The sequence below is a fragment of the Streptomyces sp. NPDC088812 genome (assembly GCF_044750285.1).
GTDB lineage: Bacteria > Actinomycetota > Actinomycetes > Streptomycetales > Streptomycetaceae > Streptomyces.
Genome location: NZ_JBIVJP010000036.1, coordinates 56,668 through 70,888, shown reverse-complemented (window position 1 = coordinate 70,888; position 14,221 = coordinate 56,668). Strand labels below are relative to the sequence as shown.

The 14,221-nt window shown below is 70.8% G+C and carries 9 protein-coding genes and 3 pseudogenes; 6 read left to right on the top strand and 6 right to left on the bottom strand.

The window, feature by feature from the left end:
- Both ACIP67_RS41355 and ACIP67_RS41350 read left to right on the top strand, forming a co-directional pair.
- Window positions 1-759 (top strand): transposase (locus ACIP67_RS41355; protein ID WP_401699421.1); only part of this gene is annotated, 759 nt, incomplete at its 5' end.
- A 155-nt stretch (window positions 760-914) separates the two neighbouring features.
- The gene (locus ACIP67_RS41350; protein ID WP_401699418.1) at window positions 915-1,709 is read left to right on the top strand and encodes an IS5 family transposase; all 795 of its coding nucleotides are present in this window, start codon (window positions 915-917) and stop codon (window positions 1,707-1,709) included.
- Here ACIP67_RS41350 and ACIP67_RS41345 read toward each other — a convergent pair.
- Window positions 1,657-2,232 carry a hypothetical protein gene (locus tag ACIP67_RS41345; protein ID WP_401699416.1) on the bottom strand — a complete coding sequence of 192 codons (576 nt, stop codon included), beginning with the start codon at window positions 2,230-2,232 and terminating at the stop codon, window positions 1,657-1,659. The two genes, ACIP67_RS41350 and ACIP67_RS41345, sit on opposite strands and share 53 nt — an antisense overlap.
- 414 nt (window positions 2,233-2,646) lie before the next feature.
- Window positions 2,647-3,897, bottom strand: a complete 1,251-nt coding sequence (locus ACIP67_RS41340) for an FAD-dependent monooxygenase (protein WP_401699414.1) — start codon at window positions 3,895-3,897, stop codon at window positions 2,647-2,649.
- Window positions 3,898-3,976: 79 nt separating this feature from the next.
- Between ACIP67_RS41340 and ACIP67_RS41335 the strand changes: the two genes are divergently transcribed.
- On the top strand, window positions 3,977-4,537 hold the full coding sequence (locus ACIP67_RS41335; RefSeq protein ID WP_401699424.1) for a TetR/AcrR family transcriptional regulator C-terminal domain-containing protein: 561 nt from the start codon (window positions 3,977-3,979) through the stop codon (window positions 4,535-4,537).
- Between the two features lie 68 nt (window positions 4,538-4,605).
- Window positions 4,606-5,415, top strand: a pseudogene (locus tag ACIP67_RS41330) (IS5 family transposase).
- Between the two features lie 463 nt (window positions 5,416-5,878).
- On the opposite strand, the pseudogene ACIP67_RS41325 reads toward ACIP67_RS41330, so the two are convergent.
- The 3 genes and pseudogenes from ACIP67_RS41325 to ACIP67_RS41315 form a co-directional block, all read right to left on the bottom strand.
- Window positions 5,879-6,382 (bottom strand): annotated as a pseudogene (locus tag ACIP67_RS41325) (transposase); the annotation flags it as partial.
- Window positions 6,298-6,594: a winged helix-turn-helix domain-containing protein gene (locus tag ACIP67_RS41320; protein ID WP_401699411.1), complete on the bottom strand. Its 297-nt coding sequence runs from the start codon at window positions 6,592-6,594 to the stop codon at window positions 6,298-6,300. The gene ACIP67_RS41320 and the pseudogene ACIP67_RS41325, both read right to left, overlap by 85 nt.
- 42 nt (window positions 6,595-6,636) lie before the next feature.
- Entirely contained in the window at window positions 6,637-6,894 is a 258-nt protein-coding gene (locus ACIP67_RS41315) for a helix-turn-helix domain-containing protein (protein ID WP_401699408.1), read from the bottom strand.
- Between the two features lie 649 nt (window positions 6,895-7,543).
- Between ACIP67_RS41315 and ACIP67_RS41310 the strand changes: the two genes are divergently transcribed.
- Window positions 7,544-10,321, top strand: a complete 2,778-nt coding sequence (locus ACIP67_RS41310; protein WP_401699405.1) for an ATP-binding protein — start codon at window positions 7,544-7,546, stop codon at window positions 10,319-10,321.
- A 194-nt stretch (window positions 10,322-10,515) separates the two neighbouring features.
- Window positions 10,516-13,287 carry an ATP-binding protein gene (locus ACIP67_RS41305; protein WP_401699403.1) on the top strand — a complete coding sequence of 924 codons (2,772 nt, stop codon included), beginning with the start codon at window positions 10,516-10,518 and terminating at the stop codon, window positions 13,285-13,287.
- An 80-nt stretch (window positions 13,288-13,367) separates the two neighbouring features.
- Here the strand turns inward: ACIP67_RS41305 and ACIP67_RS41300 are convergent.
- Window positions 13,368-14,027 (bottom strand): annotated as a pseudogene (locus ACIP67_RS41300) (sigma-70 family RNA polymerase sigma factor); the annotation flags it as partial.
- Window positions 14,028-14,221: the final 194 nt, after the last annotated feature.

Genomic DNA, 14,221 nt, shown 5'->3' with positions numbered 1-14,221 from the left:
CGCCATGCGAAGCGGCTGTTCGAGGCAGTGCACGCGGTGACCGACACTGGTTGTTCGCTCAGCGCCGCGGCCCGCGAGCCGGGCCTGAACCGGCGTACCGTGGGCAAGTACGTCCGGGCCGCCCCTTGGCAGGATTGCGTACGGCGCACCCGGCCTCGCCGAACCACCAGCCTCGATCCGTACCTGGAGTACCTGCGGCAGCGGTGGGAGGCAGGCGAGCACACCGCAACGGTGCTGCACCAGGAACTCGTCGCCAAGGGCTACCGCGGCCACTACCAGCGGATCAAAGTGGCCGTCGCGCCGCTGCGTCGCGGCCTGCCGATCAACACGCCGCGCGAGCGGCCTCCCTCGCCCCGGGAAGTCGCCCGCTGGATCACCACCGCGCCTTCCCGCCGCAGCTTGCACGCAGCCGAGGCACTCGGGCGCCTGCTCGAGCACTGCCCGGAGCTGGACCGCACCCACCATCTGGTACATCAGTTCGCCGCCATGCTCGACGCCCGCGACGCCGCCCCGCTGCCGGACTGGCTCGAGCAACTCACGACCCCCCGCCTCCCGGCCCTGGCCAGCCTGGCCAAAGCCATCCGCGAGGACCAGCCCGCAGTCGTGCAAGGCATCACCACCCCGTTCAACTCCGGCGTCAACGAAGGCCGCATCACCGATCTGAAGCTCCAGAAACGGATCATGGCCGGACGCGCGGGGGTCCCGCTCCTCCGCCACCGCGTCATCCTCATGGCCCTGCTCCGACGTCGCTACCCGTGACGGAGCGTCACCGGCGCACGGTGGCACACCCCAGCTTCACGGAAATCTTGCCAGGGCCACGTTCATGTGTACGCCGACAATCGTGTGATTGTCTCGCGCACGTGTACGGGAATGCGGCCGATCGTCCGGACCGGGTGCGCCGGTATCCGTCGGACATGACGGACGCGGAGTGGGCGGCCATCCGGCCGTTGCTGCCGGTGCCCGCCTGGCTTCAGGGGCGGGGCGGACAGCCCGAGGGCTACTGCCACCGCCAGATGCTGGACGCGATCCGCTACCTGGTCGCGGGCGGGCTCTCCTGGCGGGCGATGCCCGCGGACTTCCCCGATTGGGGCCGGGTCTACGCCTTCTTCCGCCGGTGGCGCGAGCACGGGGTGATCGCCGAGTTCCACGACCGGCTGCGCGGGAAGGTCCGTGAGCGCGAGGGCCGCGACGCCGAGCCCACGGCGGGGATCATCGACGCGCAGTCGGTGCGGGCTGCCGCGACGGTGCCGGCCGCCTCACGCGGCTACGACGGCGGGAAGAAGGTGCCTGGGCGAAAGCGGCACATCGTGACCGACTGCCTCGGCCTGCTCCTGGTCGTCGCGGTCACGGCCGCGAACATCGGTGACCGGGACGCCGCGGCGGGTCTGCTGACCCGGCTGCGGCGTCTGCACCGCGACATCACCCTTGTCTGGGCCGACGGCGGCTACACCGGCGGCCTCGTCGGCTGGTGCCGGGACAAGCTCGCTCTGATCTTGGAGATCGTCAAGCGGACCGACGACATGACAGGGTTCGTGGTGCTGCCGAGGCGGTGGGTGGCAGAGCGCACGTTCGCGTGGCTGATGAAGTCCCGCCGTCTGGCCCGGGACTACGAGACCCTGCCCGCCGCCAGCGAGGCGATGATCCGGTGGTCGATGGTCACACGGATGAGCCGGCGTCTGGGACGGCCTCGGGCCGCCGGCCGGCACTGAATGCCCCCGACGCCTCCAGCAGGAGCCATCCGCGCTCCGCCAGGCGCCGGGCTTTCGACCGCACCCCCTCGACCTTCGCCGGCGTCGTCCCAAGGCCCAGCTCCACCGCGATCTCCTTGGCCCGAAGCGGTCCGTGACCCGTGGAGCGTTGTTGTTCCAGCACGCCCAGAATCCGCTGATAGTCCGGCGCCAGAACCGTCACCGGCAGCCCTTCCCGCCAGGGCCGCACCGTCGAGCCCGGCACCGGCACGAGCGACGGCGCCGCTTCCTCCTCCGCCTCAGCCGTGGTCACGGCACTGGACTCCACCGCAGCAACCGCCAGGGCCTCGACCAGTTCCTCCCGCGCGATCACCCGCCGGTCCAACTCAATCTCCGCGGCTTCCAGCACCTCACCCAACAGCGCGACTTCCTCCCGCAGACCTTCCACCCGCACACGGGCGGCCGCCTCCCGCTCCTCCAGCATTCCCAGCACCGACGCCACCGCGCACCCCTCGCTCCTCCAGCGGACACAAGACGTCGGCATGCCTCCCTCACCCCGAGCAAAATCATGCCTGACCAGCAGAAATCAAAGGATCACGTTCGGTTGAGATACGGCTTCTAATCGTTTCAGAATGAGTTGAGCTGCGGGCCTTGTGCTCGACGATCTTGGTCGGCAGTGTGTCCGGAGTGCGTGCTGATCTTGTTCCTGGACGACCTGTGGGAGCGGGTTGCTCCGCTGATGAGGATCTCTGAAATCGACCGGTGCCGCTTGTCACCCCACTCGCTCCAGCGTTCAACAGAGTGGGGAGTTTCGGCGAGCGTCACGCACGCTGTCGGCCGGGGCCGCCCACTCGTTGAGTGTGCGGGACGTTCCGGTCGGTAAGGGGCGCCTGCGGCGGTGCTGCGTGCTGGGCCTCGCTCACCATGACGGCCGTCGGTTCTCGCCGCCCGGTCGCTCTCAGGAGGCGCTGATCGGTGCCGGGTCCTGGGGGAGCTGCCAGTTGCCGCCGCGGTCCTCCTTCGCAAGGCGCGCGGCGAGGCCGGGGACGTGCAGGAAGCAGGCCAGCGCGGTGGCGGCCTGGAAGGCGTCGATCGCACGCCGGGTCATCGGCATGCCCAGGCGTAGAAGGCGCGGATTCACCTCGCCCTGGATCTCGTCGACGAAGGGCCGCAGCACGCTGTCGTAGTTCGCCAGCGCGGTCGGCAGGTCGCCGGGGTGGCGGTTGATCTCGCCGGCCAGGACGTGGGCGCCGACCAGGCCGCCGGAGACGCCCATGCCGCTGTAGGGGGAGGCGCAGTGCGCGGCGTCACCGGCCAGGACCACTCGGCCCTTGGACCAGGTGTCGGTGCGGACCTGGGCGACCTCCTGGGAGTAGAAGAACGGGCTTGTCCTCATGCCCTCGATGAAGCGCTCGGTCTGCCAGCCGGCGTCGCGGAACCTGCTCGCCCAGAACTCCTGCTGGTGTTCGACGGGCGCCCGGTGAATCGCCGAGGCTTCATCGGATTCCTCCCGTATGACGAAGTACACCTGGGTCTCGGTCGAGTTGTGGCTGCGCCGCATGATCTGACGGCCGCCCGGGGCCATGTAGGTGTCCCGGATGTTGCTGTCGGACGCGATGCGCGGAACGAACCAGTAGGCCATGTGGATGCCGACCCGCCAGTACGGGTCGAAGGCCTCCGGGAGAACGGTTCGCCGGATGCGTGATCCCTGCCCGTCCGCGCCGACCAGGAGGTCGAATTCACCGGAAGAGCCGTCGGAGAAGTGCGCGACGACCTTGTGTTCGTCCTGCTCGAAGCCGTCCACGCTCTTGCCGAAAACGTACTCGGTGTCGTCCCTCGTCGCGTCGTGCAGGATGCGCACCAGGTCGCCGCGCATGATCTCGTACTCGGACGTGAGGGTCTGCCGGCCCTGTCCGGAGGTGTTAGCCATGATCGTCGCCCTGGCCTTGCCGTGGGCGTCGACGAAGGCGACGCCCGCCTCGTCCACGAGCTTGCCGCGGACGGTGTCGAGAAGCCCCATTCGCTTGACGGCCTCGATGCCCTGCCCCCGGAGGTCGACCTGCGCGCCAGTGGCTCGCAGTGCCGGGAAGCGTTCGACGACGGTCACCCGGTGGCCGCCCCGCGTAAGCCAGAAGGCCAGAGCCTGCCCCGCGACCCCGCCACCGGCGACGAGGACCCGCAGGAGCCGCGTTCCCGATTCCTTCGCCATGCCCATCACCCCAAAATCTATCGGTGAATGTTTTCTTTCCACAGTCATCTATCGGCGATAGATTGTCAACGTGACCAAGATGAACCGCGAGACCGTCATCGCCGAGGCGCTCCGCCTGCTTGACGAGGTCGGGCTGGACGCCGTCAGCACGAGACGGCTGGCGAAGCGACTGAACGTGGAGCAGCCTTCGCTCTACTGGTACTTCCGCACCAAAAAGGACCTCCTCGCCGCCATGGCGGCGGCGGCGATGGCACCCCATGCGACCGCACCACTGCCGACGCCCGATGACGACTGGCGCGACTGGTTCCTGGACAACACGCGCAGCTTCAGACACACCCTGCTGATGCGCCGGGACGGCGCACGGCTCCACGCCGGCAGCACCCCCACCGGCGACCTCGACCGGATCCGTCGCAAGATGGACTTCCTCGTCGCCTCCGGCGTGCCCGAGCGGGACGCGCAGATGGCGATGCTGGCGGCCGGCCGCTTCACGGTCGGCAGCGTCCTGGAAGAGCAGGCGGACAGCGACCCCGGGGGCAGCGCGGATCTACCGGCTGACGTGCCGGTGATCGATCACGAGTCGGCGTTCGAGGCCGGCCTCGCCCTCATCCTGAATGGCCTGGCGCACCGTAACGGGGCGTAGGGGGTTGACTGGTCCCGCAGGTCAGGCGCCACATGAGGTGGGGAGATCCACTGAGCAGGTGTGGAGCCATCCCCGAGCAGGGGGTGGCCGTTTTCAACGAGCCCCATCACCCGCTGCTGCCGCCTGCTCCCGAACGGCGCCACCGCTATCCCGGGCGGCTGCGTGTTCCGGACCGTATGGCACTCGCCGGGGTCATGTACGTGCTGCGGACCGGTGTCGCCTGGCGCGATGTCCCCGCGGAGACCGTGGGCTGCTCCGGGGTGACGGCCTGGCGCCGGTTGCGTGACTGGACTGAGGCCGGCGTCTGGCCACGCCTGCACGCCGTCCTGCTGGATGAGCTGCGCCGGGCCGGTCTGCTGGACCTTGACGACTGCGCGGTGGACGGCTCGCATGTCCGGGCTCTCAAGGGGGGATCACACCGGCCCCTCGCCGGTTGACCGGGGCCGTCCCGGCTCCAAGCACCATGTGATCGTCGACCGTCACGGAACCCCGCTCGCCGTCACGCTCACCGGCGGCAACCGGCACGATGTCACCCGGCTTCTGCCGCTGCTGGACGCGGTCCCACCGATCCGGGGTCTGCGGGGACGTCCCCGCCGCAAGCCCCGGCGCCTGTACGCCGACCGGGGTTATGACTTCGACAAGTACCGACGCCTGCTGTGGAAGCGCGGCATCAAGCCGGTGATCGCCCGACGCGGTGTCGCCCACGGCTCCGGACTGGGCAAAGTGCGCTGGGTGGTCGAGCGCGCCACCCAACCGCCTGGCTGCACCAGTTCAAACGGCTCCGCACCCGCTACGAGCGGCGCGCGGATCTCCACCAGGGCCTGCTCGAGCTGGCCTCCAGCCTCATATGCCTCCGCCGCCTGCGAACCTCATTCTGAAACGATCAGTAAGGCCACACGACCTGTTCCGATCCCGCCTGTGCTGGTTCGCATGCTGCGGGAGCACATCGAGTACTTCGGTGTCGCACCGGACGGGCGCCTGTTTCGCAACGCGGCCGGGAACTACATCGACGCGGCGGCGTACGGCATAACGTGGCACCGAGCGCGTGAGGCGGCGCTGACTCTGGACGAGCTCGCCCTCGAACTCGCGCAGCGGCCGTACGACCTGCGCCACGCAGGTATCTCCTTCTGGCTGGCCTCCGGCGTCGATCCCGCCGAGTGCGCGCGCCGGGCGGGGCAGAGCATTCAGGTGCTCTTCCGCTACTACGCCAAGTTCCTTGCTGAGGCGCGTCATCATGCGAACCGACTCATCGAGGACTCCATGCGACGGTGGGACGAGCGCGGGGACGCTGCTGCTGCACGTTACTGACTTCGGCGTTTTTAGGGTGAGGTGGGATCGTCGAGGGTCAGGCGGGAGGCGTTTGAGCCGGTTACGGACGAGGGCCTCGAGCCGGTCAAGTGTGACGACGGCGAGGTTGGCCAGGCTGTGCTTCACGTGCGCCCACATCCACTCGACCGGGTTGAGGTCGGGCGAGTAGGCGGGCAGAAGGAACACCGTCAGCCACTCGCGCTCGTTGATGAGCCCGCGCATGGCAGGGGAGACATGGGTGTTCAGGCGGTCCCAGACCAGCACGGCCGGCGCCTTCAGGAGCTGGTGAGCGCCGTCGACGAGTGCGATGAAGTCCCGCTCGCCCGTGCTGCGGTGTGTGCCTTTTCCTGCCCGGTGGGTGCGCAGCCGGTGGCACAGCCGGGTCCGGTAGCCCGGCCGCATCGCGATCAACCCCGCCACGGACAGGCGTCCCGAGCGGCGCCCACTGACGGTCACGACCGGAGTGCGTCCCCGTCGTCCCCAGGTCCGCCCTCGGGGCGGCTTGCGGGTGAAGCCTGCTTCGTCCTCGAAGCAGATGTACCCCCCGCAGTCCGCCCTGGCTCTTTTACCTCGGCCCAGGTCGCCTCCTTCCACGCGGTGACGGCCTGCTCGTCACGCTCGGCGACCCGCCGCGCGGGGACCTGCGGGCTGAAGCCGAGCCGGTGCATCAGGCGGGTGGCACCGGAGACGCTGTAGGAGACGTGAAACTTCCTGCCGATCAGCGTGGCAACCCGCGCCGCGGTCCACACCTGGTCCTCAACCCAGCTATGCGCGGCAGGCCCCTCATCGAGTTACGCGGCCAGCTTCTCCAGACAGCGCGGGGACAGCCGACAGCGCGATCCGCTCGCCCCACGGGAGGCCAGAGTCCCGGCACCGCCTTCCCGCCACAACTGGTGCCAGTGGTAAGCAGACTTCGGGCTCACCCGCAGACGCCGTGCCACCTCCGACACCTTCGTCTTCTGCTCGAACAGCTCGGTCGCCCGCATCCGTACCGACTCCCGGCGCTGACGCCCCTCGGCGGTCAGACCGCCCCCATCGCCATATCTCACACACCACCGGATACAGCCACCGTATCGACCCCACCAGGTACTTCGCCGAGAATCACCCCAACGAGCCGAAGTCAGTAGTCCGGGCTTGGCCCGGGAATGCCCCGGAACAACTGGTCAGAGGTGGGAGACCGGTGGGGCAAATCGGGAGTAAGGTCGAATTTCGCTTAGCGGCCCAGGGCGAGTGCGGCAAGGGCGCCTGCCGGGCAACTGGCCTGGTCAGGCGTCCTTGTCTGGGTCTCTAGAAGAAGCCCAGCTTCTTCGGCGAGTACGAGACGAGGAGGTTCTTCGGCTGCTGGCGGTACCCGTGCAGCACGTCGCTCTTCTCCACGGACAGCGGCCATGTGCGTCTCGGTGGAGTCGTTGGCCCGGGAATGGTCCGCATCTTGTCCTGCCTCGTGGCGGCCGCCCGACGGCAGGTGGAGGTGGAGCCCGGCGTCGGCCGGTCGTACTCCTGGCCCCGCGGATGCTGATCTCGCTGGAACCCGGTCTCCCGCCGCGTCGTGCCGCTGCCGGACACCCCCGGCCGCTCTCCCGCAACCCCCTTCAGGCCCGGGATTTCAGCGGTATACCGTGGGGCTGACCGCTCGGTCAGTCATTTGAGAGTCATGTGACTGATGTTGCCGCGGCATCATGGGTGCAGGGGGCGTTGATGAGCGGTGAGCGCGGAGTGACCGCGGAGCGCGCGATGATCGGGCGGGACGAGGAGCTGCGCGTCCTGCGTGGGCTGCTGGCGAACGCCGCCGACGGGCACGGCACCGCACTGCTCGCCTACGGGGCCGCCGGTGTCGGCAAGTCGACCCTGCTGCGCGCCGTCGAGGACGACGCCACCCGGCGTGGATTCCGGGTGCTGCGCACCTCCGGGGTGGAGACCGAGCAGTGGCTGCCGTTCGCGGCGCTGCAACTCCTGCTGCAGTCCGCCACCCGGGGCGTCAAGAACCTGCCGAGCGCGCATCAGCAGACCCTGAACGGCGCTTTCGGTGCCGTGGAGGCCGACCCTCCCATCCACCGCGTCGGACTCGCCGTATTGGAGCTGCTGGCCGACGCGGCCGACCGGCAGCCGCTCCTGCTGCTCGCCGACGACCTGCAGTGGGTCGATTCCTCCAGTCGTGACGTGATCCGGTTCGTCGCCCGGCGTACCAGTGACCTGCCGATCCTGCTCGTCGCCGCAGCCCGGGTCGACTCCGCCGAGGAGTACAGCATGGGCGTCCACCCGGACATCCAGCTGGACCCACTGGCCCCGGAAGCCGCCGCCGAACTGCTGGACGGGCAGGCGCCGGACCTGCCGGCGCCGCTGCGGTCGCTCGTCCTCGACCGTGCCGTGGGCAATCCGCTGGCTCTGGTGGAGCTGCCCAAGGCGGTGCGGCGCAACCCGGGACAGATGGGCGACCTGCCCCTGACCCAGCGGCTGGAGGCCGCGTTCGCGGCTCGGACCGACTCGGCGAGCAAGGAGTGCCGGTCGCTGCTGCTGGCGCTGGCCAGCGAACCGACGGCACCGCTGAACGTCCTGCTGGACATCGCCGGCGTTCTGTGCGGCTCGCCGGTCTCCCTGCACGCGCTCCAGGAAGCGATCGACGCGGGGTTGGTGGTGCTGATCGGCCGTACCCCCGAGTTCCGGCATCCGCTGATGCGCTCGGCGGTCTACACCCGCTCCCCGCTCGCCGACCGTCTCGCGGCGCACAGCGCCCTCGCGGCGGTGCTGGACGACATGCCCGACCGACAGCTCATGCACCAAGCGGCAGCCGCCATCGGCCCCGACGACGCGCTCGCCGACCGGCTGGAGCGCTTTGCCGACGCCGCGCTGGACCGGGGCAAGACGGCGGCGGCGGTTCCGGCGCTGCGTCAGGCGGCCGATCTCGTCCGGGACGCGCGCCGGCGGACCGGCATCCTGGTCCGGGCGGCGGAGCTGGCCGACGAGATCAACGACCGCATCACCACCCAGCTGCTCCTGGACCGGGCCGACATGGACGCGCTGGGGCCGGTGGAGCGCGCCCGCCTCATGGTGGTCTCCGACAGCGCCGCGTTCGAGCAGGGCGCCCCGGACCGCCGTATCCAGGACATGGCCGCGGCGGCGGCCGGCGCGTTCGACGCGGGAGCCGAGGACGTCGCCAAGGACCTGCTGTGGCGCGCGGCGGCACGCTGCTTCTTCCAGGACGGCGACGCGCGCGTACGCGCCCGGGTCACCGCCGAACTCGACCGCTGGGACTCCGCACCCGACGCCCCGCACGTGCTCACGGTACGGGCGTACGCCCAGCCCTACCGGTACGGAGCGGAGGTACTGGCACGGCTCGACACCCTTGAACTGGACCCCGGGGGCGGCCGGGACACGCACTTCCTCGGCAGCGGGGCCATGGGCCTGGGCGATGTCACCCGCGCCGTTCGTTACCTGGCACCGGCGGTGGCCACCTGGCGGGCGCAGGGACGGCTCGGACTGCTCGCCCGCTCCCTGGCCGCCAGTTACGCGCGGTCCTACCTCGGACAGCTCGACCAGGCGCGCGAGGAATCGGCCGAGGGGCTCGCACTGGCCGAGGAGACCGGCGAGTGGCTCATGTGGCTCAGTCTCAAGGCGAACGTCGGCCTGGTGGCCGCCCTGCGCGGCGAGACCGAGGACGCGGCCCGGACGATCCGCGAGATGCGCGCCCACCGGCTGTTCCTCAGCATGCCGTTCGCCGCCGCGCGAGCCCAGCAGGTCGACGGCCTGCTCGCGCTCTTCGACGGCCGTGCCACCGAGGCGTACGAGATCCTGGCGGCTGCCTTCGAACCGGGCGACCCGCACTACCACTCCGTGTGCCGCTGGCTGCTGGTCTCCGACCTCGCGGACGCCGCCGTGGCCGCCGACAAGGTCGCACCGGCGCGGGAACTGCTCGCCGACCTGCCGGAGTTGGCACGCGACCTGCCCTCGGAGATGATGACGGTCGCCCTCGCCTACACCACCGCGGTGCTGGGCCCGGCCGCGACCGCCGAGGAGGACTACGCCACGGCGCTCGCCGCACTGCCTCCCGACTGGACGCTCACCAGGGCCAGACTGCACCTCCACCACGGCCGTCGGCTGCGCCGCCTGCGCCGCAACGTGGACGCCCGCAAGCCCTTGCGTCTCGCCAGGGACGAGTTCCAGCGGATCGGGGCCCGGCCCTGGCTGGAACTGGCGGGCGAACAGCTGCGCGCCGCCGGCGAGGCCGGCGGACAGTCGCACGCCAACTCGGGCGTCCAACTGTCGGCACAGGAGATGCAGATAGCGGTCATGGCGGCACAGGGGCTGAGCAACAGGGAGATCGGGCAGCGCCTGTTCATCTCGCACCGCACCGTCGGCGCCCATCTGTACCGCATCTACCCGCGTCTGGGGATCACCAGCCGCGGCAAACTCGCCGCCGCGCTCGCCACGCTGGACGAAGGGCAGGCCGCGGCCCACGGCGCAGGCCCCCGGGAGTGAGGCCGGAGCGCTCACCACTCACCGTCAAGTGACTGATGAGTTCCCGACCTCTCGCGTACGACAGTGGGTTTCGGGCGGACAGCACGCCGCCTGTCTGTCACTCTCCTGTCCATCTCGGCGCCGGGGGCTCGAATCCGAGGCAGCCGGTGTTCCGTGACCGGAGAACGACCTGGGTTCACGACGGAGGTAGCAGCGTGTCCACCCTGTTTCAGCAGACGAAGGAGCCCCGCTCTCCGCACGGACCGGTTCTGGGGCGCCGCCGCGAGTGCGGCCTGCTGGACGGACTGCTCGACGCCGTGCGCGGCGGTGACAGCCGTGTGCTGGTGCTCCGGGGTGAGGCGGGGGTGGGGAAGAGCAGACTCCTCGAATACGTCACGGCCAGGGCACGGGGGTTCCAGGTCGCCCGGGTCACGAGCGTGCAGTCGGAGGGGGAACTGCCGTACGCCGGGCTGCATCAGCTGTGCGCCTCCATGACGGACCGCCTCGAGCGGCTTCCCGCGGTACAGCGCGATGCCCTCAGCGGCGCCCTGGGGCTGGGATCGGAACGGGCCCCCGACGGCTTCCTCGTCGCCCTCGGCGTCCTCGGACTGCTGTCCGAGGTGGCCCGGGACCGTCCCCTGCTCTGTGTCGTGGACGACGCCCAGTGGCTGGACCGCGCGTCCATGCAGGCCCTGGCGTTCACGGCGCGGCGTCTCCACGCGGAGTCCGTCGCCGTCGTCTTCGCGGCCCGGATGCCGGACGAGGGGACGCCGGATGTCGCGGAACCCGTCGGCCTTCCCGAGCTGCTGGTCAAGGGCCTGCCCGACCGGGAGGCGGACACCTTGCTGCGGTCCGTGTTGCCGGGACCGTGGGACGATCGCGTCCTCAGACGGGTCCTCGCCGAGTCACGGGGCAACCCGCTCGCACTGCTGGAACTGTCGAAGACGTCGACGCCGACGGCGCTGGCCGGCGGCTTCGGGCTCCCGAGCGTCCAGCCCGTCGGAGAACGCATCCGGAAGGCCTACGTCGACAGGATCGCCGGGCTCCCGGAAGAGACCCGCGGGTTCCTGCTCGCCGCGGCGGTGGACCCCACGGGGGAACCGGCACTGCTCTGGCGTGCCGCGAGCAAGCTGAGGATCGACCCCGAGGTCGCCATGGACGCGGTGGCCGCCGGACTCGTCGAGGTCGGCGACCGGGTGCGGTTCTTCCACCCCATGGTGCGCTCGGCCGTCTACTGGTCGGCCTCGCCGGAGGAACGGCGGGGCATGCACCGCACGCTGGCCGAGGTGACGGACCCGGCCGTCGACCCCGACCGCCGCGCCTGGCACGCGGCACATGGCGCATCCGGGCCCGACGAGGCCGTGGCGGCGGAACTCGAACGCTCGGCCGGGCGGGCGGAGACGCGGGGCGGGGCCGCCGCCGCGGCCGCGTTCCTGGCCCGTGCGGTAGAACTCACCCCCGACCCCGTCCGCCGGCAGGACCGGGCGCTGGCCGCCGCACGCGCGACCCATGAGGCGGGCGACCCCGACCTGGCCCTGAGGCTGCTGTCCCTGGCCGAGACGGGCTACGTGGACGAGCGCCGGCGCGGCGAGGTGGATCTGGTCCGGGCCCGGATCGCGTTCACCTCGAACCGGGGCAGCGAGGCTCCCGGCCTCCTGCTCAAGGCCGCCGGCAGGCTCGCCGACCACGATGTCGAGCTGGCCCGGGACACCTATCTGGAGGTGGTGAACGCGGCGATCTTCGCCGGTCCCCAGGCGTGGGACGACGGCCAGTACGAAGCCGCCAGGGCGGCCCGCAGGATTCCGGCCCCGCGGCCGCCGCGGCCGACGGATCTCCTGCTCGACGGACTGGTGGTACGCATCATCGACGGCCATGCCGCCGCCGTGCCGGACCTGCGCCGGGCCCTGCGTGCCTTCAGGGAGCCGGACCTGTCCCCGGAGGAGGGCCTGCGCTGGCTGTGGCTGATCTTCGTGACCGCCGTGGGACTGTGGGACCACGAGACGATGTCCGTGCTGGCCGACCGCCATCTCGGTCTGACGCGGGAGGCCGGGCAGGCCACGGCGCTGCCGTTCGCGCTGACCATGCGCTGCGTGGTGCACGTCCTCGACGGCGAACTCTCCGAGGGCGCGTCGCTGGCGGAGGAGGTGCAGACGGTCGCGGAGGCGGTGGGGACGGCCGCCCCCCTCTACGGCGCGCTCTTCGTCGCCGCCTGGCGAGGCCGGGAGACCGAGTGCCTCGAACTGAGCAGACAGGCCGACGAAGGGGTCGAGCACCGAGGCGAAGGGGTGGGACCGGTGGTCAGCCGGTGGGCCCGGGCCCTGCTCTACAACGGCCTCGGGCGGTACGAGGAGGCGGCGGAAGCGGCCGACCTGGCGAGCCGGGAGTACATCCAACTGGAGATGGGCATCCCGGTGTGGGCCCTCGTCGAATACATCGAGGCGACCGCCCGGACCGGCACACCCGGACGGGCCGCCGACGCGCTGGCCAGGCTGACCGAGCTGACCCGGGTCAGCGGCACCGACTGGGCCAGGGGCATCGAAGCCCGCTCACGCGCCCTGCTCAGCGAGGACGCGGAGGCGGAGCGCCACTACCTGGAGGCGATCGAGGCGCTCGGCCGTACCCGTATCCGCGGGGAGTCGGCCCGCGCCCACCTCGTGTACGGGGAATGGCTGCGCCACCGGGGCCGCCACGTCGAGGCCCGGCGCGAACTGCGCCTGGCCCACGACTCGTTCGAGGCCATGGACATGCGGGGCTTCGCGCGACGTGCCGGCGGCCAACTGGCCGCCGGCGGCGAAACCGTCAGCCGGCCCGCCGAGAGCACCGAGAGCGACCTGACTCCCAAGGAGGTCCAGATCGTCAGGCTGGTCCGTGAAGGACTGACCAACCCCGAGATCGGAGCACGGCTGTTCGTCAGCCCACGCACGGTGGAATGGCACCTGCGGAAGATCTTCGCCAAGCTCGGCGTCACCTCGCGCCGGCACCTGTGAGGACGGGCTCGGGCGGTGCCGTCGCGATGAGCCGGTCACAGCCGGGCGGCCGGCCGTTTCCCCTTGCGCGCACGGTTCGGGGCGGGACCGCGTGCGCTGAAGTCGTCGGACGGGGCGACGGCGCGGGGAGTGAACAGTGTTTCCAATGACGTGATGTCTCCCGTCCGGGCCGCGGTGACGAACGCTTTGAGCAACCGCCGGTGTTCCGCCGCGTCCACGGTCTCCCGCTGCTCGGACAGCAGGTGCTTGCGGGCCCTGCTCACGATCTTCCGTACGTTGACCACACTGAGGTGCAACATGTCGGCGATGTCCGTGTAGGCGTAGTCGAAGGCCTCGCGCAGGACGTACGCGGCCCGCTCCGCGGGAGCCAGCTTCTCCAGGACGAGGAGGAGGGCGAGTTCCAGGGCCTCCGCACGCTGGGCGCCGGCCTCGGGATCGTGACTGGTGTCGATGGGCTCGGGGAGCCAGGGACCGATGTAGGTCTCGCGGCGGACCCGTGCGGACCGGGCCACGTTGATGGCCAGGCGGGTGGTGGCGCTCGACAGGAACGCTGCGGGGCTGACCACCGCCGAGCGGTCGGTCTTCTGCCAGCGCAGCCAGACCTCCTGGACGACGTCCTCGGCCTCGGCCGTGCTGCCCAGCATGCGGTAGGCGATACCGAAAAGGCGCGGCCGCAGCTCCACGAAGACGGAGACGGCCTCCTCCAGGGTGCCGTCCCCGGGGGACGGTTCGGGATTCATGAGCCTGCTGTCTCCGTTCTTGCGGTGGGTGCCTGCGAGGCGGGCGGCCTTGTGGGGACGTCGGGCGCACAGGCGAGGACTCGGCTCGGTTCACTCGCGGCATCCGTCGGTGTGTTTCTCCACGGTCGCCTGCCGGGCCCCCTTACGGCGCCCCGTGGGACACCTGGTCCACACCCTGGCCCCCCGGGTGCGCA

Coding starts and splice junctions, on each gene's coding strand:
- ACIP67_RS41345 (WP_401699416.1), bottom strand. CDS start 2,232: ATGCCGACGTCTTGTGTCCGCTGGAGGAGCGAGGGGTGCGCGGTGGCG.
- ACIP67_RS41340 (WP_401699414.1), bottom strand. CDS start 3,897: ATGGCGAAGGAATCGGGAACGCGGCTCCTGCGGGTCCTCGTCGCCGGT.
- ACIP67_RS41350 (WP_401699418.1), top strand. CDS start 915: ATGACGGACGCGGAGTGGGCGGCCATCCGGCCGTTGCTGCCGGTGCCC.
- ACIP67_RS41335 (WP_401699424.1), top strand. CDS start 3,977: ATGAACCGCGAGACCGTCATCGCCGAGGCGCTCCGCCTGCTTGACGAG.
- ACIP67_RS41310 (WP_401699405.1), top strand. CDS start 7,544: ATGAGCGGTGAGCGCGGAGTGACCGCGGAGCGCGCGATGATCGGGCGG.